This window comes from Actinocrispum sp. NPDC049592, assembly GCF_040675465.1.
Lineage (GTDB): Bacteria > Actinomycetota > Actinomycetes > Mycobacteriales > Pseudonocardiaceae > Kibdelosporangium.
Genome location: NZ_JBFAPA010000033.1, coordinates 13,908 through 37,487, shown reverse-complemented (window position 1 = coordinate 37,487; position 23,580 = coordinate 13,908). Strand labels below are relative to the sequence as shown.

21 protein-coding genes and 1 pseudogene are annotated in these 23,580 nt (G+C 69.0%); 11 read left to right on the top strand and 11 right to left on the bottom strand.

From position 1 onward, the window contains the following. Positions 1-173 precede the first annotated feature (173 nt). Together pheS and pheT are read left to right on the top strand one after the other, a co-directional pair. Positions 174-1,244 carry a phenylalanine--tRNA ligase subunit alpha gene (pheS, locus tag AB0J95_RS50110; protein WP_364773727.1) on the top strand — a complete coding sequence of 357 codons (1,071 nt, stop codon included), beginning with the start codon at positions 174-176 and terminating at the stop codon, positions 1,242-1,244. Beyond that, positions 1,241-3,748: a phenylalanine--tRNA ligase subunit beta gene (pheT, locus tag AB0J95_RS50105; protein ID WP_364773725.1), complete on the top strand. Its 2,508-nt coding sequence runs from the start codon at positions 1,241-1,243 to the stop codon at positions 3,746-3,748. Before pheS ends, pheT begins: the two co-directional genes overlap by 4 nt. A gap of 1,195 nt (positions 3,749-4,943) precedes the next feature. On the opposite strand, the gene AB0J95_RS50100 is transcribed toward pheT, so the two are convergent. From AB0J95_RS50100 to AB0J95_RS50070, 7 genes are all read right to left on the bottom strand, one after another. Then, positions 4,944-5,753: an LLM class flavin-dependent oxidoreductase gene (locus tag AB0J95_RS50100; RefSeq protein WP_364773724.1), complete on the bottom strand. Its 810-nt coding sequence runs from the start codon at positions 5,751-5,753 to the stop codon at positions 4,944-4,946. A gap of 122 nt (positions 5,754-5,875) precedes the next feature. Beyond that, positions 5,876-6,565, bottom strand: a complete 690-nt coding sequence (locus AB0J95_RS50095; protein ID WP_364773722.1) for a DNA alkylation repair protein — start codon at positions 6,563-6,565, stop codon at positions 5,876-5,878. 39 nt (positions 6,566-6,604) lie between these two features. Then, positions 6,605-7,138: a hypothetical protein gene (locus AB0J95_RS50090; RefSeq protein WP_364773721.1), complete on the bottom strand. Its 534-nt coding sequence runs from the start codon at positions 7,136-7,138 to the stop codon at positions 6,605-6,607. Then, complete coding sequence (locus AB0J95_RS50085) at positions 7,135-8,433, bottom strand: hypothetical protein (RefSeq protein WP_364773719.1); 1,299 nt, start codon at positions 8,431-8,433, stop codon at positions 7,135-7,137. The genes AB0J95_RS50090 and AB0J95_RS50085 overlap by 4 nt, the downstream gene beginning before the upstream one ends. Next, a complete protein-coding gene (locus AB0J95_RS50080) occupies positions 8,430-9,215 on the bottom strand; it encodes an ABC transporter ATP-binding protein (RefSeq protein ID WP_364773718.1) in 786 nt (261 codons plus the stop codon). Before AB0J95_RS50080 ends, AB0J95_RS50085 begins: the two co-directional genes overlap by 4 nt. Before the next feature lie 11 nt (positions 9,216-9,226). Further along, complete coding sequence (locus AB0J95_RS50075; RefSeq protein WP_364773716.1) at positions 9,227-9,988, bottom strand: zf-HC2 domain-containing protein; 762 nt, start codon at positions 9,986-9,988, stop codon at positions 9,227-9,229. Continuing rightward, positions 9,985-10,512, bottom strand: a complete 528-nt coding sequence (locus AB0J95_RS50070) for an RNA polymerase sigma factor (protein ID WP_364773715.1) — start codon at positions 10,510-10,512, stop codon at positions 9,985-9,987. The genes AB0J95_RS50075 and AB0J95_RS50070 overlap by 4 nt, the downstream gene beginning before the upstream one ends. Before the next feature lie 143 nt (positions 10,513-10,655). Here AB0J95_RS50070 and AB0J95_RS50065 point away from each other — a divergent pair, with 143 nt between their 5' ends. Next, the gene (locus tag AB0J95_RS50065) at positions 10,656-11,444 is read left to right on the top strand and encodes an alpha/beta hydrolase (protein ID WP_364773714.1); all 789 of its coding nucleotides are present in this window, start codon (positions 10,656-10,658) and stop codon (positions 11,442-11,444) included. 314 nt (positions 11,445-11,758) lie between these two features. Here the strand turns inward: AB0J95_RS50065 and AB0J95_RS50060 are convergent, their stop codons facing one another. The 4 genes and pseudogenes from AB0J95_RS50060 to AB0J95_RS50045 form a co-directional block, all read right to left on the bottom strand. Beyond that, positions 11,759-11,953, bottom strand: a complete 195-nt coding sequence (locus tag AB0J95_RS50060) for a hypothetical protein (RefSeq protein WP_364773713.1) — start codon at positions 11,951-11,953, stop codon at positions 11,759-11,761. Between the two features lie 1,217 nt (positions 11,954-13,170). Next, positions 13,171-13,857, bottom strand: a pseudogene (locus AB0J95_RS50055) (IS5 family transposase). A gap of 17 nt (positions 13,858-13,874) precedes the next feature. Next, complete coding sequence (locus AB0J95_RS50050; protein ID WP_364773712.1) at positions 13,875-14,615, bottom strand: class I SAM-dependent methyltransferase; 741 nt, start codon at positions 14,613-14,615, stop codon at positions 13,875-13,877. Positions 14,616-14,655: 40 nt separating this feature from the next. Beyond that, positions 14,656-15,543 (bottom strand): RNA polymerase subunit sigma-70, encoded by an 888-nt coding sequence (locus tag AB0J95_RS50045; RefSeq protein ID WP_364773711.1) that lies wholly within the window; start codon positions 15,541-15,543, stop codon positions 14,656-14,658. Positions 15,544-15,582: 39 nt separating this feature from the next. Here AB0J95_RS50045 and AB0J95_RS50040 point away from each other — a divergent pair, with 39 nt between their 5' ends. From AB0J95_RS50040 to argB, 8 genes are all read left to right on the top strand, one after another. Next, positions 15,583-16,617, top strand: coding sequence for an amidohydrolase family protein (locus AB0J95_RS50040; protein ID WP_364773710.1), 1,035 nt, complete (start codon positions 15,583-15,585; stop codon positions 16,615-16,617). A 65-nt stretch (positions 16,618-16,682) separates the two neighbouring features. Beyond that, the gene (locus AB0J95_RS50035) at positions 16,683-17,681 is read left to right on the top strand and encodes a hypothetical protein (protein ID WP_364773708.1); all 999 of its coding nucleotides are present in this window, start codon (positions 16,683-16,685) and stop codon (positions 17,679-17,681) included. 114 nt (positions 17,682-17,795) lie between these two features. Then, positions 17,796-19,028 (top strand): glycosyl hydrolase family 8, encoded by a 1,233-nt coding sequence (locus AB0J95_RS50030; protein ID WP_364773707.1) that lies wholly within the window; start codon positions 17,796-17,798, stop codon positions 19,026-19,028. Positions 19,029-19,142: 114 nt separating this feature from the next. Further along, entirely contained in the window at positions 19,143-19,661 is a 519-nt protein-coding gene (locus tag AB0J95_RS50025; RefSeq protein ID WP_364773705.1) for a DinB family protein, read from the top strand. Positions 19,662-19,741: 80 nt separating this feature from the next. Continuing rightward, the gene (locus AB0J95_RS50020) at positions 19,742-20,383 is read left to right on the top strand and encodes a hypothetical protein (protein WP_364773704.1); all 642 of its coding nucleotides are present in this window, start codon (positions 19,742-19,744) and stop codon (positions 20,381-20,383) included. Positions 20,384-20,446: 63 nt separating this feature from the next. Beyond that, positions 20,447-21,475: an N-acetyl-gamma-glutamyl-phosphate reductase gene (argC, locus tag AB0J95_RS50015; protein WP_364773702.1), complete on the top strand. Its 1,029-nt coding sequence runs from the start codon at positions 20,447-20,449 to the stop codon at positions 21,473-21,475. Beyond that, complete coding sequence (argJ, locus tag AB0J95_RS50010; protein ID WP_364773752.1) at positions 21,475-22,638, top strand: bifunctional glutamate N-acetyltransferase/amino-acid acetyltransferase ArgJ; 1,164 nt, start codon at positions 21,475-21,477, stop codon at positions 22,636-22,638. Before argC ends, argJ begins: the two co-directional genes overlap by 1 nt. Then, positions 22,635-23,555, top strand: coding sequence for an acetylglutamate kinase (gene argB / locus AB0J95_RS50005; protein ID WP_364773701.1), 921 nt, complete (start codon positions 22,635-22,637; stop codon positions 23,553-23,555). Before argJ ends, argB begins: the two co-directional genes overlap by 4 nt. The last annotated feature ends 25 nt before the right edge of the window (positions 23,556-23,580 follow it).

The window sequence follows — 23,580 nt, the reverse complement described above, 5'->3', positions numbered from 1 at the left end:
CTATCGGGCGAGTAGCCGGACCGTTACCCGGAGAGCGGCAGGCAGCCCTAATGAGTTGCGTGAGGTGAGGGTCGCCTACGATCGTTGGGCTACCGGCGCGCTCTTCAACTCCATGTGGAGCCTGTGCCGGTCAAAGCCACACTCTCGCGGACCCGAGGAGATGTCCAGCACCGATGTCCGGAGCCAACGACCCGTACGACCCCAAAGAGGTCGCGGCCCTCGCGCCGGAGACCCTGCAGCAGGCGGTCGACAAGGCGAAGGCCGAGTTCGCCGCAGCTGACAGCCTCGAGGCGCTCGCCGGGGTGAAACCGGCCCACCTGGGCGACAAGTCGCCGCTGCTGGTCGCCCGCCGCGAGATCGGCGCGCTGCCGCCCAAGGCCCGCTCCGAGGCGGGCAAGCGGGTGAACGAGGCGCAGGCGCTGGTGAAGGCGGCCTTTGACGAGCGGCGCGCTCAGCTCGAGATCGAGCGCGACGAACGCGTCCTGCTCGAGGAGACGGTGGACGTGACGCTGCCGTGGGACCGCGTTCCCGACGGCGCCCGCCACCCGGTCACCACGCTGTCGGAGCTGATCGCGGACGTGTTCGTGGGCATGGGCTACGAGGTGGCCGAGGGCCCCGAGCTCGAGGCCGAGTGGTTCAACTTCGACGCGCTGAACTTCCTGCCCGACCACCCGGCCCGGACCATGTCCGACACGTTCTACATCGCGCCGGCCGACTCCGGCCTGCTGCTGCGCACCCACACCTCACCGGTGCAGGTCCGCTCGATGCTGGAGCGTGAGCTGCCGGTGTACGTGGTCTGCCCGGGCCGCACCTTCCGCACCGACGAGATGGACGCCACCCACCTGCCGGTGTTCCACCAGGTCGAGGGCCTCGCGGTGGACAAGGGCATCACCATGGGGCACCTGAAGGGCACGCTCGACGCGTTCGCCCGCGCGATGTTCGGCCCGGAGTCCAAGACCCGGTTCCGGCCGCACTTCTTCCCGTTCACCGAGCCGTCCGCCGAGGTGGACGTCTGGTTCCCGGAGAAGAAGGGCGGAGCGGGCTGGGTCGAGTGGGGCGGCTGCGGCATGGTCGACCCCAACGTGCTGCTCGCCTGCGGCATCGACCCGGAGGTCTACTCCGGCTTCGCGTTCGGCATGGGCATCGACCGGACGCTGCAGTTCCGCAACGGCATCCCGGACATGCGGGACATGGTCGAGGGCGACGTCCGCTTCACCACGGCGTTCGGAACGGAGGCGGAGTGAGGATCCCGCTGAGCTGGCTGCGCTCACACGTCGACCTGCCCGACTCGGTCACGCCGCAGCAGATCGCCGAGACCCTGATCGGGCTGGGCTTCGAGGTCGAGGACCTCAGCGCGCTCGACGACGTGACCGGCCCGCTGGTGGTCGGCCGCGTGGTGGCGATCGAGGAGCTGACCGAGTTCAAGAAGCCGATCCGGTACGTCCAGGTCGACGTGGGCGACTCGGAGGACGACGACGAGGACGCCACCTCGCTGCCCGAGACCCGGGGCGTGGTCTGCGGCGCCACCAACTTCACCGAGGGCGACCTGGTCGTCGTCGCGCTGCCGGGCGCGGTGCTGCCCGGCGGGTTCGCCATCGCCGCGCGCAAGACATACGGCCACACCAGCAACGGCATGATCTGCTCGGCCCGTGAGCTGGGCCTGGGCGACGACCACGCGGGCATCCTGGTGCTGCCCAGCGGCGAGGCCAGCCCCGGCGACGACGCCGCGCCGCTGCTCGGCCTGGACGACACCGTGATCGAGCTGGACATCACACCCGACCGCGGCTACGCGATGTCGATCCGCGGCCTGGCCCGAGAGCTGGCCTGCGCGTACGAGACCACGCTGATGGACCCGGCGGCGCTCGCCGTGCCGGGCGCCGAGGGCGAGGCGCACGGCGTGCACATCGAGGACCAGCACGGCTGCCCCCGGTTCGTGGCGCGCCGGGTGACCGGCCTGGACCCGACCTCGCCGACGCCGTGGTTCATGCGTCGCCGACTGATGCTGGCCGGGATCCGCAGCATCTCGCTGGCCGTCGACGTGACGAACTACGTCATGCTCGAGACCGGCCAGCCGATGCACGCGTTCGACACCTCGTCGATCAAGGGCGGCCTGGTGGTGCGCCGCGCCAAGCCGGGCGAGAAGTTGTCCACTTTGGACGACGTTGAGCGCGCGCTCGACCCGGACGACATCGTGATCTGCGACGACACCGGCCCGATCTCGCTGGCCGGTGTGATGGGCGGCGCGAGCACGGAGGTCCGCGGCGACAGCACGGACATCCTGCTGGAGGCGGCCGTCTGGGACCCGCCGTCGATCGGGCGGGCCGTGCGCAGGCACAAGCTGCCCAGCGAGGCCTCCAAGCGGTTCGAGCGGGCCGTGGACCCCGCGCTGGCCCCGGCCGCCGCCGAGCGGGCCGCGCAGCTGCTGCGTGAGCACGGTGAGGCGCGGATCCAGCCGGGCCGGACCGACGTCGGGCGGCCCGAGCTGCCCGGGCCGGTGCTGATGGCGATGGACCTGCCGGACCGCGTCGCCGGGGTGAACTACGCCCGTGGCGTGACCGCGCACCGGTTGAGCCAGATCGGCTGCAACATCGAGGTGGGCGTGACCGACACCGGCCGTCCCGCGGTGATCGCGACCCCGCCGACCTGGCGCCCGGACCTGACCCGGCCCGCGGACCTGGTCGAGGAGGTGCTGCGGCTGGAGGGGTACCACACGATCCCGTCGGTGCTGCCCTCCGCACCGGCCGGCCGTGGCCTGACCGCCTCGCAGCGCCGCCGCCGTGCGGTGTCCCGGACGCTGGCGCAGCACGGTTACGTTGAGGTGCTGCCGTTCCCGTTCGTGCTTTCGTCCACTTGGGACGCTTTCGGGCTGGCCGAGGACGACATCCGGCGCAACACCGTGAAGGTGCTCAACCCGCTGGACGCCGACCGCGCCGAGATGACCACGACCCTGCTGCCCGGTCTGCTGGAGGCGTTGGCGCGCAACGTTTCCCGCGGCATGCGCGATGTGGCGCTGTTCCACATCGGACAGGTCGTGCTGCCCAGGGCGCAGCAGGTGCCGGTGCCCGCGGTGGCGGTGAACCAGCGGCCGACCGACGCCGAGATCGCCACGTTGAACGCGGCCATCCCGAACCAGCCGGTGCACGTGGCGGCCGTGCTGACCGGCAACCGCCAGCGCGACGGCTGGTGGGGCAAGGGCGAGCCGGCCACCTGGGCGGACGCCATCCAGGCGGCGCGTTCGGTCGCCGAGGCGGCGGGCGTCGAGGTGACCATCCAGGCGGGCGACCTCCTGCCGTGGCACCCCGGTCGGTGCGCGGAGCTGCGGGTGGGCGACTTCCCGGTGGGGCACGCGGGTGAGCTGCACCCCAAGGTGATCGAGGCCCTGGGGCTGCCCAAGCGCACCTGCGCGATGGAGCTCGACCTCGACCTCCTCCCCCTGGTCCAGCGGCGCCCCGCCCCCCAGGTCTCGCCGTACCCCCCAGTCCTGCTCGACGTGGCCATCGTCATCGACGCCAGCGTCCCGGTCGCCGAAGTGTCAGCGGCCCTCCAAGCAGGCGGCGGCGACCTCCTGGAGGAATCGCACCTGTTCGACGTCTACACCGGCGAACAGATCGGCGAAGGCAAACGCTCCCTGGCCTACTCCCTCCGTTTCCGCGCCCCCGACCGCACTTTGACGGTCGAGGAAGCCACCGCCGCCAAGGAAGCCGCCGTAACCCTCCTCACCGACCGCTTCGGCGCCATCCTCCGCTAGAACCCAGACGGAAAGAGGCCGTGGGCTCGGAATCCCGACCCACGGCCTCTCCCATTTCCAGAATCCAAGCAGCATCCCCGCTCGGCGTGCACGTTGTCTGCCCATTGCCGAACTGCGCGGGACGTGCCACTACAGCGGCAGCTTGGCAGGCCGCGACGGCGATTTGGATCGTGTCGTTGGGCGGGCAACCGGCGGTTCGCCGAGCCAGACCGCGGCTGGTCGTGATGTCGCGCCTTGGTTTGCCGTCGTTGGGCGGCTTGCGTTGGCGTCGTTGGGGCGGCTTGGCAGGGGGCCGAGGCCTTGCAGGGCCCCGGGCATCCTCAGGCGGCTTGGCAGCGAGCCGAAGCTGCGGCTTGGCTGCTGCGGCTTGGCTGCTGCCGCTGGGACGACCTGCGGGGCCATGGTGCTTGCCGAGTCTGCCGGTGCTGCGGAGTGGGCCGGTGCTTGCGGAGGCCGATCATGCGGTCGAGCAGCGGCCAGCAGCTGATGCCGCGGCCTAGCCTGCCCCTGCCCCTGCCCCTGCCCCTGCCCCTGCCCCTGCCCCTGCCCCTGCCCCTGTCGTCCCCGTCGCCGGGGCGCCCCGGTGCGGGGGTGCGGGGGCGTCGGGGTGCCGGAGTGCCGGAGTGCCGGAGTGCCGGAGTGCCGGAGTGCCGGTCGAGTTTGCCGGTTCCAGATGGCTGTGGGGACGTTGCTGGTGCGGCTGTTGGGCGACTGATCGGTCCGGATTCTGATCTGCAGCTGATCCGCATGCCGGATCTCAGCGTCCACAGTTCGGGCGGATGTCCTGCTATCTGCGGGGCGGGCCGTAGGTACTCGGCGATGTTGTGGCCCAATCCGCCGAGCCGACGGAGAGCAGGGCGCGTCTCCAGCACCGCCGGCTGCTGACTCATCCGGATTCTGTTCTGTGGCTTCGGGTCCGTGCCTCTGCCCGGATTTCTAGCTGTTCGTGGTGGGCGCGTGGCAGGCGACCGATGTGTTGGGGCCATCGGTTTCTGAGTGGACGGTCCGGATTCTGATCTGGGTCTTGAATATCGACGTCACTGGCGGGCGGATGCCCGGCTTGGTGGAGTGGCAGCGGCTGAGCGCTGTTGTGGGGATTTGATCTGTTGGTGTTGGGCCTGTCGGTGCCACGTGGTGGCACTGGCGGTTGATATGAGGCACTCGGCAGCTGGGGCTGCCGAGTGCCCTCGTTGGGTTAGGAGATGATGTCGGCGAGGTACGGGATTTGGGTGGGGTTGGGGCTCCAGCAGTAGAGGATCACTTCGTCGGCGCCCAGGTCGGTGAAGGTCTGGATGGCGTCGCGGATGTGGGTTTCGGTCGTGACCAGGCGTTCGACGACTGTGGGGCCGTAGTCGCCGTAGTAGGAGCAGATGTTGCGCGCTGCTTCGTCCTTTGTGGACTCCAGTGCGGTGTTCACCTGGGCGACCAGGCGGGGTTCGCCGGTGCGGTCGTTGTCGTTCCAGAACTTCTCGAAGGAACGGTAGATGTGGTCGGTGAAGTCCGGGGGAGCGGCGCTGATCACGCCGTCGCCGAAGCGGGCGGCGCGGCGCAGCGCGGCCGGGCGGAAGGCGCCGAACAGCAGCTCGGGGCCCTTGGTGCGCGGGCCGATGCGGTCACCGGACCAGATGTCGCGCATGGTGGCCAGCTGCTCGTCGAACCGGGCGGCGCGGGTGGCGTGGTCGAACCCGGTGACCTCGAAGTCGTCCGGGCGGATGCCGACACCCATGCCGAGGGTGAAGCGGCCGCCGGAGATGCGGTCGAGGGTCGCGGCCTGCTTGGCGAGCAGGACGGTCTCCCGGGCCGGGGCGAGCAGGATCTCGGTCTGCACCCGGATGCGGCTGGTCGCGCCCGCGATGGCGGCGAGCGTGATCAGCGGTTCCGGGTTGTGGTAGACGATCCGGTCCGCGAGGGCGAGCGTGCTGAACGGGCCCGCGTCGGCATGCTGAGCCCAGGTGAGCAGGGCGTCGATGTCGTCGAGCGGGAGGCCGAGGCCGACTTTCGTCACTGAGAACTCCTTGTGGAGGGCGTGCGGATACTGCGCCGCCCCTCCGCCACCGGTGACGACCGGCGCGCCTCCCCATCTACGGCATCCATCCGGGGGAGAGCGATCTCGGAGTACCTCAGACACTACACGTACTTGGTCGCCTCCCGCCGTGACAAAGGCGACAGTCCCGGATGCGCGTCCACGAACGCCCGCACCCACCCGGGCTCCACTTTGGAGTACTCCCGCAACGCCCAGCCGATCCCCTTGCGCAGGAAGAACCCCTTCTCGTCGATGTTCGCCTCGATGGTCTCGGTGAGCAGATCGGTGTCGGTGTCCAGCTTGGCCCCGACCTGGCAGATGATCGACGTCCGCCGCCGCCACGGGTCCTCGTCGACCGACCACTCGCGCATCAGCTTGGTCAGCTTCGGCCGCTCGGCCCGGAGTAACGGCCCGATCCGCCGGATCGCCACCTCATCGACGTAGTCCCACCACGCCCCCGTCACGATCATCTCCTCGTACAGCGGAACCAGCGAAGAGTCCTGCCATCGCCCGTACGCCTTCCACCCCGTCAGATCCACGGCCAGATACCGCTCCTCCCGGAACTGCGCCGCCCGCCACAACTCCAGCGCCGTATCCACCAAGCCACCCACATCCGCCAACGGGAACTCCGCGAACACCCGCTTGGCCAGCCCGCTCCGCTCCGGCTTGGCCACGCCGAGATACGGCATGTCCGACTTCATGTACCGCTGCATGTCCGGCGCCTTCACCGGATCCGCCAGCTCCCGCAGCCCCGTCCGAGCCGCCGCCACCAGCGCACTGTCCACCTTGCTCATACCGGGGACCATACGACCACCCACCGACAGTTCCGGGTTTCAGCTGGTCCGGGGCCCAAAATGGGGGTAGGCGAGCAGGCCTGCGGCGGCCAGGACGGCGGCCGTGAGAGTCGCGGGCAGGCTGGCTGCGGGTTCGCGCAGCCACGAGACGATCTCGCTGGGAACGGGCAGGATGACCGACCAGACGGTCATCACGAGAGGCGGCGCCCAGGCGAGGTGACGCCCGAACAGGACGGCGCCGAGCGCGGCGAGGCCAGTGAGACCGGCGCAGTCACGCACGATGACCGGGGTGACGCCCATATCCGTGGCGATGATCAGGCTCGACATCACCAACGCGATCGCGATGATGTGCAAGGCGCGCCGGACCGGCCAGTTCAAGGCGGCCGTGCGGTCCAGGTCGAGGTCCTGACCGCCGAGCCCGCCCGCCGCCGCACCGACACCCAGCCCGGCGGTGAGGATCAGCAGACGGACGTCCGCCAGGTCAAGAGCCCAGAAACCCAGGCTGGCCAAGACCATGACGGCCAACGCCACTGGGATCTTGCGCGAACGTACATACAGCGCAAGGAATCTCATCCCGAGCACGACCCATCGCGCAGTTCGGCCACCTTGGCGGGCTGTTCGGCGGCGGGCAAGGCGCGCAGAGCGTTCCAAGTGGACTCGGCCAACGGCTGCAAGGTGCCGTCCTGATCGCGATAGGGCAGCCGGAACGAACCCTCCAGCCACGACACCACCGCCGTGCGGTTGGCGTACACCTGCAGCGTCTGGGCCCAACTGTCGCACGACGCGTCCGGCCCGATCAGGATCCTGTCCCTGGGACGGCTGGCGAACTGCCAGTCGTCGAAGCTGACCAACACCACCCCAGGTTTCCGTGGATGCGGTCCACGCGCATTGAAAGCAGTCGTGTCCTCCTCGACAGCCGTTGGCGCGCCTGGGATTTTCGCCAGCATGGTCAACGCTTCGCGTGCGGGTCCGACGATCGACCCCAGCGAGTCCTGGTGCACCCGCGTCACGCAGACCCTTGGCGAGTCGTCCGCGCAGACCAGGGCGACCGCCTCGGGGTCCGTACGCAGAACGCCGGCCCTGTCGTTGGGGAACAACGGAAGCGCGATGGCGAACGCGGCCAGGGCAGGCAGCAGCGCCAGCTCCTTGCGTTTCGTGGCCGCGTACAAGGAGAACCCGGTCACGCCGAGACCGAGGAACCAAATGCCCTGCAACAGGTTCACCTGCGTGGTCACCGCGCTGAAGGCCGCGTGCGGGGTCCCGAGGTTGGGGGACAACAGCGCAATCGCTTGCGACACGGTCCCGTGCAGGTTCGACTGGTCATCCGGCGTGCCCATCAGCAGGATCAGGCCCGCCAGCCCCAAAGCGGCCACGGCCGGAGGCGTCACGATCGACGGCACCGCCCGGCCCACGCCCATGCCCAGCAGCGCGGCGGCGACCGTCGACAGGATCCCTACCAGCGCAACCGGAACCCAGCTCAGTGGGAAGTAGTCGGTGTTGAACGCGACCTGGACGCCACCCACGAAGAAGATCGCCAGGTACGCGGTGATCTGACCGAGAGCCATGGCGCTGACCAGCGGAAGCACTCGTTGCCACGCGGGCCGCGGTGTGCTGGCGGCTAGTTCATCCATTGTGGATCGAGCGTCTCGGCGACCTTGCCAGGCGCCGATTCCCAGCGCCAGCGGCCATGTCTCCAGCAGCAGCCACCGTTGCCACAGCGCGAGAGTCGTCCACTCCGAGGTCCACGCGCTCGTGCCCTTCCACCACGGCCCGCTCAACGAGTAGAACATCCCCAGGCTGACCACGACGGTGAGCAGGGCCGCCCAGAGCGCCGCCGACCGGCGCAGTTCGATCCGCAGCACCCTCATCGCGACCGCCCCAGGATCGCCGAGTACCCGCGTTCGGCCGGGCTGTCACCGGGGTGGGACCCGTCGCCAGCGGCCGCCAGCTCGGCCGGAGTTCCCTGGAACACAACACGTCCCTCGTTCATCAACACCACATCGCCGCACGCCGTGGCCACGTCCTCGACCAGATGCGTCGACACCACAACGCATGTGTCGCCCGCAAGCGACCGCAGGAGGCTGCGGAACTGCATGCGCTGTGCGGGATCCAGCCCAACGGTGGGTTCATCGAGCAACAGGATCCGGGGGTCGTTGACGATCGCCTGCGCGATCCCGGCCCGTCGCACCATCCCACCGGACAACGTCTTCAGCCGATCGTCCGCGCGTGACGTCAGGTCGGCGCGGTCGATCGCCCGCTGCACGGCGCCCGGGATCTCGGCCTTGGGCATCTCCTTGAGCCAGGCCATGTACTCCACGAACTCGCGCACGGTGAACCGCGGATAGAACCCGAACTGCTGTGGCAGATAACCGATCTCCCGCCGCAACGCCTTCAGCCCGCGCCCACCCGGACTCCGCCCGAGCAAGGTCAACTCACCACCCACGGGCTTCAGAACCGTTGCCAGGGCCCGGATCAGCGTCGTCTTCCCGGCCCCGTTCGGCCCGAGGATGCCGTGTACACCCGTGTCGAGCTTGAGGTCGAGGCCGTTCACGGCCATTCGCCGGCCGGCCTTCACCCGCAGGTCCTCGGTGTGGATCTGCCAGGCGTACGTCGTCGGCGCGGTCTCCGCCGCCCCCACCACCCGTGCCATCTCGTCTCCCCTTATCCCAGTCGCGCGTAGGCGTCGGCCCGAACGGCCAGCACCACCGCGCCAACGACTACGACCACGCCCCAGAACGGCAGGCTGACCGGTTGCAGCACAACCGGAAGCGCGTCCCGCACAAGGCTCGGTCCCACCACGGACAACGCCCAGACGGCCGCCAGCCCGCCTGCCGCCCGCCCCATGCCGAGCCACCCGCCGAGCACCAACGTGCCGACGCTGAAAGCCAAGCAGGGCAACAACCACAACGCCGGTGACACGTTCCCGGGCAGCCCGGCCAGGACCAGCACCGGGATCACCACCACGAGAACCGAGACCGTGCGCCGGAGTACCAGGTACAGCCCGGCTCTCGGCGTGGAGGAGATCAACTCATATGCCGGATCCAGGCCTCGCGCACCAGCGGCCGCCACGCCCAGGACCGGCGCGATCGGCGCCAGCAGGAGCACAAGCGACGGCCCGACCTGGGCGAACATGTCCAGCACGGTTGCCAGGATCGCGACCAGAACCGTCATTCCCAGCCACGGCAACGCATTCGTCGCGAACCAGGTGGACAGTCGGCGGTGTTCGGCCGGTTCCGTGTCCGGCTGCACGTTCGCCCACACGCCCGCCAGCAGTTCGGTGAGGTTGTCGCTGTTCTCGGCCAGCAGTTTTCTGCAGTCCGCGCAGGTCTCCAGGTGCGTTTCCAGAGCCCACAGCTGGTCCGCAGGTATTTCCGTATCCCCGCGGGCATACCTGCGGACCAGCTCCCCCGACAGGTGGTTCATGACAGCGCCTCCCGCAACAACAACCGTGCCCGTCTGGCGCGCGTTTTCACTGTTCCCTCCGGAACTCCCAGCAGGACCGAGGTCTCCCGGACCGACAACCCGTCGAGCACCATGGCCTGCAACACGTCCCGCAGCTCCGGTGCCAGCGTGTCCAGCGCGGCACCGAGTTCGTGCCCGACCGTGCCGGCCAGCGCCTCTTCCTCGGCGGCAGGCGCATTCCTCGTCGGCTCCGGCCGCACTTCGGCCTGGCGGGCCTGTTTCCGGAACACATCGACCAGGCGGTGCGATGCGATCGTCCACAACCACCCGACCGCACTACCGTCCACAGCGGCCCCGGCGAACCCGCTCGCCGCGCGCCAGACCGCGAGGTACGTCTCCTGCATGACCTCGGCGACCACCTGGTCGTCCGCGCACCGGCGGCGGAGTCTCACCGCGAGCCAGGGTGACGTCCGGCGGTACAGCTCGGCGAAGGCCGCACGATCCCCGCGGGAGATCCTGCGCACCAGTTCGGCCTCGTCGGTCACGTCCAGCTAGACGACCGGGGGCGCCGATCGGTTCTCGGTGGGCTCACAAAGTTCATCATCGCAGGTCAGATGGGGTGAATCCGGTTTTTGTCGGTGGTCGGGAGTACAAGTATGAGCATCGGCAATCGTGCTTGGAGGACCACATGCAGACGGTGACATCGATCGACGCCACCCCGATAGCGTTCGACGCCCTCGGTCAGGGACCGCCGGTGATCCTGGTCCACGGCGCGTTCAGCGACCGGACCACCACCGCCGCCCTGGCCGAGGTGCTCGCGCCGGACTTCACCGTGATCGCTTACGACCGCCGCGGCCGGGGCGGCAGCGGTGACCGGCCCGGCTCCACGGTCCGAGCCGAGATCGAGGACCTGGAGGCGGTGATCCGGCACGTCGGCGGGGCGGCGATGGTGTTCGGGCACTCCTCCGGCGCGATCCTGGCCCTGGAGGCGGCTGCTGCCCTGACCGGGGTTGAGAAGGTGGCCGCCTATGAGCCGCCGTTCGTGCTGGACGGGCAGCGCCCGCGTCCGGCCGATGACCTCATCGACCGGGTCCGCGCCTTACTCGCCGACGGCAACCGAAGCGACGCGGCCGCACTGTTCCTGACCGAGGGCGCGAACGCCTCCGCGGCCGACGTCGACGCCCTGCGAGCCACCTCGGAATGGAGCTGGTACACCGATCTCGCGCACACCCTGCCGTACGACCTCGCCTTGTGCGGCCCGGGCCTCCGCCTGCCCGCTGTCCGATACGCCACGATCAAGGCGCCCACCCTGTTGATCAGCGGCGGGGACAGCCCAGGCTGGTTCCGGGCCACCGCACGGGCCACCGCCGAGAGCATCCCCGGCGGTCAGCACACGACGCTCGACGGCCGCGATCACGGCGTCCTGCTGCGGCCGGACACGTTAGGCCCGGTGCTCGCGGACTTCTTCAAGTTATGAAGCCGCGAGGCTGAGCACCTCCTTGATGATCGACGGTTCTGCTCAACCAGGCGCGGCTTTGGTTGGTGGGGCTGCGTTGGGGGAGCGACGGTGGGGTGTTCTCGTATCGGGTCGAGCCGATCGAGCGCGAGCTGCTCAGCCGGGCTAGCAAGGGCGGCTTGCTGGCGCTGGACTTCCCCATCAGACCGCGGCGGCCGTAATCGGTGACGGGGCAAGGTGATCAGGCACGTTGCGAGGTGTGGATAGGCACGTTGCGACGTGTGGACAGGCACGTTAGGAGGTGTGGATAGGCACGCAGGGGGCTTGGGTGGAGGCTAGGTCCGAGGCTGCTCCTCGAACGCGCGCGGCAGCGCCACGAACGTCGTGGTGGCCGACAGGCCCGACCGCGTCGCCCAGTCGTCCTCGGTGCCGGGCAGCAGTCCCAGTAAGTGACCGGTGCGGTCGCGCGTGCCGTTCCTCCTTGTGCTCAGCAGAGCCGGGGCAGGTGGCCCGCCATGACGGCCGGTCATGCGGGAACTCGTGCCCCCATACGTCGAGTTCGCAGTGCATTCCTTTGCCCTGCAACAGACCAGGCCATGTGCCGGGTGGAATCCAACGCGCCTGTGGTGTCCTCCCACTGGCCCTGCCCGGCGACTAGCAGCGTCGACAGCCGTGACTGCAGACACGTTAGGAGGGATGGATAGCCGCCCAGGGCTTGGGCGGAGGCTAGGTCCAAGGCTGCTCAGGCAGGTTGAGGGCACTGACGGCGCGGCCGGGCGTGTGCCGACGCTGATCGGCGGGTGGATCACCCAGCCGGACGGGGCCGCGCAGAACGTGATCGTGGGGAATGACCTTGGCCAGGCACTGGCCTGTAAGGCATTGGAGCCAGGGAGGATGGCGGCGATGGCCGGTTCGGCTTGGTAATGGGCGGCTCGGTTGGCTCAGCGCATCCGAGGGTGCAGGTCCTGCGGGGCAGCCTGGTTGGCCTGCGGCGGGCGGGCTGGCGGCTCGCGGCTGGCTAGGGGCGGTTGGCGGCCTGCGGCTGGCGGCTGGCGGCCTGCGGCTGGCGGCTGGCGGTTGGCGGGCTGGCGGGCTGGCGGGCGGCGGTTGGCGGCCTGCGGTTGGCGGCCTGCGGCTGGCGGCTGGCGGTTGGCGGGCTGGCGGGCTGGCGGGCGGCGGTTGGCGGCCTGCGGTTGGCGGGCTGGCGGGCGGCGGTTGGCGGCCTGCGGTTGGCGGGCTGGCGGCCTGCGGTTGGCGGGCTGGTGGGCGGCGGTTGGCGGCCTGCGGCTGGTGGGCGGCGGTTGGCAGGCGGCGGGTGGCTAGGTCTCGGAATGGCTTGAGCCGGTCGCAGCTTTTCCGACCTCGTGCGCTTCTTGTTGCGCTGGACGTCGAGGACGGCGGACGACCGCCAAGCCAACTTTGGCCGCGTGCCGGGCGTTCGGGCCGACACGAGCCACCCGGATGTTTTCCAGCAGCGGTAACAGGTGCGGGGTCGCTCGTGGTGTCGAGGGCTGGGCGTGGCTGGAACTGTGCTGCGGAGGCCGTGTGCGGTGTGGATCGTCCAGACTCGTCGGGGCGCCGATCCGCGCGGCCTGCTCGGGCAGCCCACGGTGCTGCGACGCCGTCCGCCGCTCGTAAGGCTGGAGGCGGCGAGGCGGGTCTTGAAGGGATAGGTGGAGTGGCCTGCAAGTCATCGCAGCCATAGCACGAGGGCAGCGATGGTCAGTTCGGCCTGGTAGTAGGCGGTTCACTTGGCGTAGCGCGTGGCCAGATCCCGGAATTGCTCGAGCCGGTTGAAACACCGCTCGACGACGTTGCGTCGCTTGTGGATCTAGGCGTTTAAGTCCGTGGGCGACCGCCGCTGGAGCCTTTGGCGCCCTGGCCCGGCACGGGCCACCCGGATGCTGCGGCACCAGTTGCGGGGTGTCCCCGGCCTGGCAGGGGTGAGGATCACCCGTATCGGCAGTCCGCGGCCGTCCACCGCGAGGTGGACCTTCGTGCTCAGTCCGCCTCGGGACCGGCGGAGGGTGCTCTCCGTCGACCGCGGAGGTCCTCGATCGCCTCGCTGCAGCCCTCTTTGCCCGGGCGCCAGCGGCATGCTGGTGCGCCTGGACCATAGTGGAGTCCACGGTCACGATCCACTTCGGATCGCCGACCGAGTCGTCCTTGACGATCACGTGGTCCAGGATCTTCTGCCAAGTCCCATCCTTGGTCCACAACCGCAGCCGTTCGTGCGCGGTCTTCCCTGGCCCGTACCGTTCGGGCAGGTCACGCTACGGCGCACCGGTACGCGGCTTCCATGAGATCGCGTTGATCACCTGCCGGTGATACCGCCACCGCCGTTCACCACCCGAGATCGGCGCAACAACGGCTCGGTCACCGGCCACGCCCGATCCGTCAACTCACCCCGGCCACCATGATCAAGGAATAGCAGACACCCAGCTCAACCACTTACCGGACAGTGCTTACCGGAAGGGCTGGTTTTCGGTAGACGGAAATGTGGGTTTGGCTTCGCGAGGTGAAAGGGGAGTGGTGCCAGTCGGTCCAGCGTTCGTGCAGGGTCAGGCCGGCGAGGCGGGCCATCAGGTCCAGTTCGGCAGGCCACAGGTATCGGTGTGGGGAGGCGAAGGTCTTGAGTTCGCCGTCCATCACCCAGTAGTGGTGTGAGATCGCGATCTGCGCCGCGGTGTCGTATTCCTCGAAGCCCAGGTGGGTAGGCGTTCTGGTGAAGACTCGGATGCTCTCGCCGGGTGGCAGCCGCTGGAGGGCGGGGATGTAGTTCTCGATGACGAAAACTCCTCCCGGTTCGAGGTGGGCGGCGGCGTTGCGGAAGCAGTCGACCTGCGCGTCTTGGCTGGTCAGGTTCGTGATTGTGTTGCGTACCAAGTAGACGAGGCGGAACTGGCCTTCCACCCTGGTGGTGGCGAAGTCTCCGACGGTCACGTCGACGGTGTCCGCCGGGATCTCGTTGACCATGGCCTGCGACAGTTCGATTCCGTGCACGGGCACACCGCGGCGGGCCAGCGGGACCGCGACCCGCCCGGTTCCGATGCCCAGTTCCAAGGCCCTGCCGTCGCCGGCCAGCCGGGCGAGGAAGTCCACCGCGGGATCCAGCACGGCGGGCGTGAACAACTCCGGCCACAGCCGCGAATACCGTGGCGCGATCCAGTCATCAAAGAACGTCTGCGACACAAGGAAAGAGTCGCACCAACAGCGAGCGCAGGCGAGCCGATTACCCCGGCAGAGACGAAGGGAGCCCGTAGCGCGAGAAGTCAGCGGTCAGGAATGCCGTGACCTGGGTGATCTTGGTGCCGTCGATGGTCAGCACGTCCAGGCCGCCCGGGGTGTAAAGCCCGTTGTCCCACATATAGGTCGCGAAGGCCAGCTGACCGTTGGCCTCCGTGGAAAGGAAGCGCCATCGACAGGTAAGCGGGCCGCGCAGGAGGAACGCGCGGATCTCCGCGTGGCCGGTGTACCACTCGGGCAGCGGAGGCATGGCGTACTTGGCGTCCGACGCCAGCATGCCGATGATCGCCTCGAGGTCACCGGTCTCCCAGGCGTGCGTGTACTTGGCGGCGAGTTTGCGGACGTCGACCTTGGCGAGCGCGGATTGCTGGGTCACGGCGGGCAGGTGCGGGCCGACGGCACGACGGGCGCGTTGGAGGGCGCTGTTGACGGCGGGAATGGTGGTGTCCAGCAACGAGGCCACCTCGCTGGCGGAGAACTCCAGCACCTCGCGCAGCACCAGGACGGCGCGTTGCAGGGCGGACAAGTGGTGCAGTGCGGCCATGAACGCCAGCTCGACACTCTCCCGGGTGACGTAGCTGGACGACGGGTCCGAGGGATAGGGCTCCAGCCACAGTGGATCGTCGCTGGTGACGTCCATCGGCAGCGCACGGCGATCCCGGCGTTCCAGCAACGTCAGGCACCGGTTCGTGGCGATCTTGTACAGCCACGCACGGACCGAACGCCGGTCGAACCGGGCGAAGCCGCGCCACGCCCGCACTAGGGTCTCCTGCAGCACGTCCTCGGCGTCCTGAACCGATCCCAGCATCCGGTAGCAGTGCGCCTGCAACTCACCGCGGTACGGCGCCACCAGTTGCTCGAAGTCCACCGACACGCCAGTCAGGGTACGTTGGCCTCAAGGGGGTGAAGGGGAATGCGCATTCGCGGCTACGCCCTGCCACAGGGCGAGTTCGTCGATCTCTACGCCGATGGCGACCAGTGGACCACCGACCCGGTCCCCGGCGCCGAGGTGACCGCGGAGGGGTGGCTGCTGCCGGGCCTGGTCGACGCGCACACGCACCCAGGCGCGGAGAAACCCGGCGACCGGCTGGATCTCGCCATCCTCAAGGACGACCTGCGCCTGCATGTCGACGCCGGTGTCACGCTGATCCGGTCACCGGGTCTCGCGGACGACCCGCCGGACTGGTTCGGCACCGACCCCGACCTGCCCAGGGCCTGGCACGCCGGGCCGTGGATCGCCCAGGCCGGGCAGTTCTTCGACGGCTGGGGCCGCCGCGTCGACCACGCCGACATGCCCGAACAAGCAGCTGCCCAGGCACAGCAGACCGGGTGGGCCAAGATCATCGCGGACTGGGGTGTCGGCGACGAACCCGTGCCGGAGCACGTGATGAAGGCCGTGGCCGAAGCCGTGCACGCGGTCGGCGGCAGGCTCGCCGTCCACACCCAGCACTCGGGTGGCAGCGCGGCGGCGGTGGCGGCCGGAGTGGATTCGGTGGAGCACGGCATGTGCATGGACGCGGGCCTGCTCAACGACATGGCCACGAAGGGAATGGCCTTCACCCCAACGCTGTCCGTCCTGCTGAGCGGCTTGCCGCGGATCCAGGAAAGGGCGGAGGGCCCGCGCAAGGACTGGGCCCTCACCGGCGTGACGGCGCACCCGCGCCTGGTGGCGGCCGCGGCCGAAGCGGGCGTGACCCTGTTGGCCGGCACCGACTCCCGCCCGCACGGCCGGGTCGCCGACGAGGTGAAAGCCATGGCCGACGCCGGGGTGAGCCCGCACCAGGCCCTGGGCGCGGCCTCCTGGACCGCCCGGGCATTCCTTGGCCTGCAAGGACTGGAGCCCGGCGCACCGGCCGACGCGGTGGTCTACGAGCAGGACCCGCGCACCGACCTCGACCAGCTCAACCGCCCGCTGGCGGTCATCCTGCGCGGCCGGCGGGTGCGCTGAGCCCGTTACGTTTCGCCGTACCCGGCGATTAAGGAGCGAAGACTCCCGACCGAGACAAGGCCACGATGACAAAGCCCGACGCGCCAGCCAAGACGCCCAAGGACTTCGGGTTCGACGGCACCCCGGCGCTCCAGTCCATGTGGGACAAGGTCTGCGACCCGGACGCCACGGTCACGTTCAGCGCCATCGCGAACATCCGGCGGACGGCCACATCGGACGAGAACCCGGAGCTGCACGCCGAGGCCAAGATCCTCGAACGGGCCATGCGCGCGAAGTTCGAACAGCAGACCGGCGCCATCGAGAACAGCTACTACTGCACCAATGTCGTCGGCGGCGCCGCGGCGGTGCGGACACAGGGCGGCTACGAGCTGCACATCGTGATGAACAGCGACGACGCCGAACTGGTCGCGCTGGAGACCGAGTGCATGCGGCTGGTCGGCCAGGCAACGGACACGTTGACCGGCAAACAGCTCAAGCTGCTCGTCGAGGCGTTGTACTCCGCGGTGACCCGTGTGCTGCGCGCGGCGGACCTCGGTGACCAGAGCCCGGACCGCGCCGAGGCGGTCGCCACCGCGCGAACCGAGGTCGAGCAGGCCGCGGCCCGGGTCGGTGCGGCCGTTCAGCGGCTGGCTCGGTTCGTGTACTTCCAGGGCGCGCTGGCCGGAATGTTGATCACGGTCGTGCTCATCGCGGGTGTCGGGCTGGCCGGAAACGCCTGGTGGACCGGGCTTATCAACGTTCCGGCGCTGGTCGGTGCGTCGCTGTTCGGCGCCCTCGGCGCGCTGGTCAGCATCTTCCAGCGAATGTCCAAGGGCGATCTGGTGCTCGACTTCAGCACCACCACCCGGCAGTTGCGCTACCTCGGCGCGCTGCGGCCGTTCGTCGGCGCCATCTTCGGTGCCATCGCTCAGTTCGGGCTGGTCAACGGGCTGCTCGGGACGTCGGTCGGCACCACGTTCGGGTTCTTCGCACTGATCGGGTTCGCGGCTGGGTTCAGCGAACGATTCGCCACGGACATGGTGGAGCGGGCCGGAAAGGTCATCGCCAGCACCCAGACGAAGTAATAGTAAAGAAACTTTCCTAATAGTCTTGCGGAGCAACCTCACTCCGTGCGACGCTCGGTGCACTCGCCGCCAGCAAGTGCAGTGACCGAGCGTTTCCGCACGAGCGAGGAGAACATGAGGAAATCCCTGCGAGTCCTGGCTGTGGCGACCGGGTTGATCGCCGGTCTGGTCACCAGTCCTGCCGGTGCGGTCCCGGCCAGCGCGAAGGATCCGGTGCGGGTGCTGGCATCGGCCTATGTGCCCGGCACGATCCGGCCCTCCGTGCCGCAGGCCACTCAGGACGCGGCCCTGATGAAGTACTGGAACTTCTGGAAGGCGAACTTCCTGTCCACGAAGTGCGGCTCGGGCACGTATGCCGTGCTGTCCAAGGACGCAGACCACGCTTATGTGGCCGAGGGCGAGGGCTATGGCATGACCATCGCGGCCATGATGGCCGACAAGGACAGCCAGGCGAAGGCGATCTTCGACGGGATCCTGAAGTTCGTCAAGGCGCATCCGTCGGTGAACAACAAGGACCTGCACGCCGCGGAACAGAACGCGAACTGCAAGAGTGTCAACGGAAGCGACTCGGCGACCGACGGTGACCTGGAGATCGCCTACGGCCTGCTGATCGCCGACAAGGTCTGGGGTTCCTCGGGTTCGGTCAACTACAAGGCCGAGGCCGTCCGGATCATCAACGCCATCAAGAAGAGCGAAGTCAGCTCCAGCACCAAGTTCATGCTGCTGGGCGACTGGGGCAACGACGGGAAGTACAAGACGGCGTCCCGGTCCTCGGACTGGATGCCCGGCCACTTCCGCGCGTTCCAGACGGCGACCGGCGACTCGGCCTGGGGCACGATCCGCACCACGCACGAGAACGCGGTCACCTCGCTGCAGCAGCAGTACGCGCCGAACACCGGCCTGCTGCCGGACTTCGTGATCAACACCAACAGCACGCCGAAGCCGGCCGGCGCCAACTTCCTGGAAGGCAAGTACGACGGCGCCTACAGCTGGAACGCCTGCCGTGACCCGTGGCGGCTCGGTGCCGACGCGATCACGGTTCAGGGCAGTGCGGCGCTGGCCCAGGTGCGCAAGATGAACACCTGGATCCAGTCCTACACCGGCGGTGACCCGGCCAAGATCACCTCCGGCTGGACGCTGGCCGGCAAGAAGACCGAGTCCGGCGAGCACCCGTGCTTCACCGCGCCGTTCGCGGTCGCGGCGATGACCGACCCGGGCAGCCAGGCCTGGCTGGACAAGCTGTTCAACAAGATCAACAGCTTCAGCCCGGACAGCACCGACTACTACGGCACCGGCATCACCCTGCAGGTGCTGATCATCCTCTCGGGCAACTTCGTCGCTCCCTAGGACCGGTGTCCGCGGAAGGTCCTGTTCGCAGGGCAAGAGGGCAGGACCGGACACCAAAGGGCCTCCCGCGCAGCTTCAGGCACTGCGCGGGAGGCATCCACCTATCGTTGCACCATGACCTGGACCGTTCCGGAGCTCGTCCGCGTCGACGAGCCGCACATCGCCGACGAACGCACCATGCTGGACGGCTGGCTGGACTGGCACCGGGCCACGCTGGTCCGCAAGTGCGCCGGCCTGACCGCCGAGGAGCTGGCCCGGCGCTCGGTGCCGCCGTCCACTTTGTCGCTCCAGGGCCTGATCCGGCACATGACCGACGTGGAGCGGATGTGGTTCCGCAAACGGTTCCTCGGCGAGGACATCGACCTGCTCTACGTGACCGAGGACGACGACACGGCCGACCTGCTCCAGATCGATCCCGCCACCGCCGAAGCCGAGTTCACCGCCCTGGTCGACGAGTGGAACGCGGTCCGGACGGGCATCGCCGGCGCCTGCCTGGACGACCTGTTCACCCACGAACGCGGCGGTCAGCGGTCGCTGCGCTGGATCTACATCCACCTGATCGAGGAGTACGCCCGGCACAACGGGCACGCGGACATGCTGCGCGAGTGCATCGACGGTGTGACCGGCGACTGATGCGCGTCAGGGACGCGTTAACAACCCCTGGCCCAGCACACTTCCGGCCTACTATCGAGGTATCGGGCTGGGGGGACGGGATGGCAGAGGGTGGGGTAGGCAGATCGCTCCGGCTGGGCGCGCTCGCCGGGTTGGTCGTGCTGCCGATGGTGATGCTCCTCGTCGTGGCCATGGTCGGCTGGGACGAGTCGGTCGACGGACCGCTCGCTGACAGTGTGCTCGGTATGGCCGTCGTCGGGCTGCCTGCCGGTGCGCTGATCGGCGGCGCCATGTGGGGCTTCGACCGGCTGTGCCGCTCAAGAGACGAAAAGCCGCGGCCGATCGAGCCGCCGACGCCACGACATGTCGACCTGGTCTGGTTGAAGCCGGTCGAACGGTGTGAGGAGTCGGCGCGCGCGGTGGCGCGGCTGCTCGGCACGCTGCCCGGCTCGGCGGCCGCCGACTGGCTGACCAAGATCGCGAAGACGATGACCACCAAACTCGCCGAGATCCAGATGCTCGCGGACGCGGGCCAGGCCGTGGTGCCGGTCTTCACCAAGCGTGACGTCGCCCGTGCCCGGGCGCACCCGCTGTATGCCCAGCTGGAGCGGGCCGCGGACGAGTTCGCCGACGTCGCCGACCAGGTCGGCCGTGCGATGGTCGAGCTGCACACCCCGCCTGAGCTGGACCTGATCCGCGCCCAGCTCGAGGTGCTCACCCAGCAGTTGCCGCTGCTCAGGTGAACCTCACCCCGAACGAGCGAATCTTCTTTGAGTGAGCTTGCATGATCGTGCATAATCATTCGCATGACGGTCAGGGTCGCGGTGGCGGGTGCCAGTGGGTACGCGGGCGGGGAGCTGTTGCGCCTGTTACTGGGGCACCCGGAGGTGGAGATCGGGGCGTTGACGGCGGGGCAGAGCGCGGGCATGACGCTCGGGCAGTACCAGCCGCATCTGCTCCCGCTCGCCGACCGCGTCCTCGGTGACACCACGGCCGCCCAGCTCGGTGGCCACGATGTCGTCTTCCTCGCCCTGCCGCACGGCAAGTCCGCCAAGATCGCCGCCGAACTGGGTGAGGACACCCTGGTCATCGACTGTGGCGCCGACCACCGGCTGGAGCACCCGGAGGCCTGGAAGCGCTGGTACGGCAGTGACCACGCGGGCACGTGGCCCTACGGTCTGCCCGAACTGCCTGGCGGCCGGGACGCGCTGAAGAACACCAGGCGGGTCGCCGTCCCCGGCTGCTACCCGACCGTCTCGTCCCTCGCGCTGGCCCCCGCCGTGGCCGCTGACCTGGTCGAACCCGAGGTCGTGATCGTGGCGGTGTCCGGGACGTCCGGCGCGGGCAAGTCGCTCAAGCCGCACCTGCTGGGCTCCGAGGTGATGGGCTCGCTGAGCGCATATGGGGTCGGCGGGACGCATAGGCATACCCCCGAGATCATCCAGAACCTGACCAAGGCCGCCGGTGCCCCGGTCAACGTCTCATTCACGCCAGTCCTGGCGCCCCTGCCGCGTGGCATCCTGGCCACCTGCAGCGCGAACCTGAAGCCCGGACGGACCATCGACGACGTGCTCGCGACCTACACCAAGGCCTACGCCGACGAGCCGTTCGTCCACCTTCTGCCCACCGGCAGCTGGCCGACCACCGGCGCTGTGCTGGCGTCGAACGCGGTCCAGCTGCAGGTCACCGTCGACGAGGACGTGAACCGGCTCGTCGTGGTGGCCGCCATCGACAACCTGACCAAGGGCACCGCCGGCGCGGCCGTGCAGTGCATGAACATCGCCGTCGGCCTGCCGGAGACCACCGGCCTCTCGACCGTGGGAGTGGCACCGTGATCGACCGTGACAAGGGAGTCGCCGAGCCGCTCGGCTTCCGGGCCGCCGGGGTCGCCGCCGGGATCAAGGAGAGCGGCGCGCTGGACCTGGCGCTCGTGGTGAACGACGGACCCGGCCAGGCGGCCGCGGGCGTGTTCACCACGAACAAGGTCAAGGCCGCGCCGGTGTTGTGGTCCCAGCAGGTGCTCAAGGAGCGCCGGCTGCGCGCGGTCGTGCTGAACTCCGGTGGCGCCAACGCCTGCACCGGCCCGGAAGGCTTCCAGGACACGCACGCGACCGCCGAGAAGGTCGCTGAAGTGCTGGAGTGCGGCGCCATCGAGGTCGCGGTCTGCTCGACCGGGTTGATCGGCGAGCGCCTGCCGATGGAGCGGGTTCTGTCCGGTGTGGACACCGCGAAAGCCGCTCTGGCCAAGGATTCCCTGAACGCGGCGACAGCGGTGATGACAACCGACACGCACCCCAAGCAGGCGTGGGCGCAGCACGCGGGCGGCTGGTCGGTCGGCGGGTTCGTGAAGGGCGCCGGCATGCTCGCGCCGAACATGGCCACGATGCTGAGCGTGATCACCACCGACGCCGACATCGACGGTGACACCCTCGACAAAGCCTTGCGCCAGGCCACGAACAAGACCTTCGACCGGCTCGACGTCGACGGCGGCACGTCCACCAACGACACCGTGCTGGTGCTGGCGTCGGGCGCGTCAGGACAGAAACCGTCCTATGAGGACTTCCTCGCGGTACTCACCGAGGTGAGCGCGGACCTGGTGAAGCAGCTGCAGGGCGACGCCGAGGGCGTGACCAAGGAGATCGCGATCACCGTGAAGGGCGCGGTCACCGAGGACGACGCCGTGCTGATCGGCCGGATCGTGGCCGAGGACAACCTGGTCAAGACCGCGTTGTTCGGCAGCGACCCGAACTGGGGCCGGATCGCGATGGCGCTGGGCCGCGCGCCCGCCGAGATCGACCCGGACCTGCTGTCGATCATCATCAACGGCGTTCGCGTGATGGACAAGGGAACCCGCGGCGAGGACCGGTCCAACGCGGACCTGTCCGGCCGCGAGATCACCGTCGTGATCGACCTCGCGCTGGGCCAGTCCGAGGCGACGATCCTCACCACTGACCTCTCGCACGGGTATGTCGAAGAGAACAGCGCCTATTCCTCATGAACGCCGAAGAACTGCTTGCAGGTTCGAGCATCAGCGCTGTCGCCGGCCACAAAGCGGCCGTCCTGATCGAGGCTTTGCCGTGGCTGCAGGAGTTCCACGGTGCGCTCGTCGTGGTCAAGTACGGCGGCAACGCCATGATCGACGCGGACCTGAAGAAGGCTTTCGCGCAGGACATGGTGTTCCTGCGGACGGTGGGCATCAAACCCGTTGTGGTGCACGGCGGTGGCCCGCAGATCGGCGCGATGCTGGACCGGCTCGGCATCGAGAGCGAGTTCCGCGGCGGCCTGCGGGTGACCACGCCCGAGGCGATGGACGTCGTGCGGATGGTGCTCGTCGGCCAGGTCGGCCGGGAACTCGTCGGCCTGATCAACGCGCACGGCCCGTACGCGGTCGGCCTGTCCGGTGAGGACGCGCACCTGTTCACCGCCGAACGCCGGAGCCTGGATGTGGACGGAGAGACCGTCGACCTTGGCCTAGTAGGCGATGTCGTCACGGTGAACCCAGCGGCCGTGCAGGACATTGTTGCGGCGGGCCGTATCCCGGTGGTGTCCACAGTGGCCCCGGACGCGGACGGCGTGGTGCACAACGTGAACGCCGACACCGCGGCGGCCGCGCTCGCGGTGGCGTTGAACGCGCAGAAGCTTGTCGTCCTCACGGACGTCGAAGGGTTGTACAAGAACTGGCCGGACCGCTCGTCCCTGGTGTCGCGGATCGACGCCGACGAACTGGCGAAGATCCTGCCCGGCCTGGCCAGCGGCATGGTGCCGAAGATGGAGGCGTGCCTGCGTGCGGTCCGGGGCGGGGTCCCGAGCGCGCACGTGATCGACGGCCGCCTCGCGCACTCCGTGCTGCTGGAAGTCTTCACGAGCAAAGGTGTCGGCACCATGGTGCTGCCAGAAGAAGGTGATTCCGAGTGAGCATTCAGCAGCGGTGGGAAGCCGC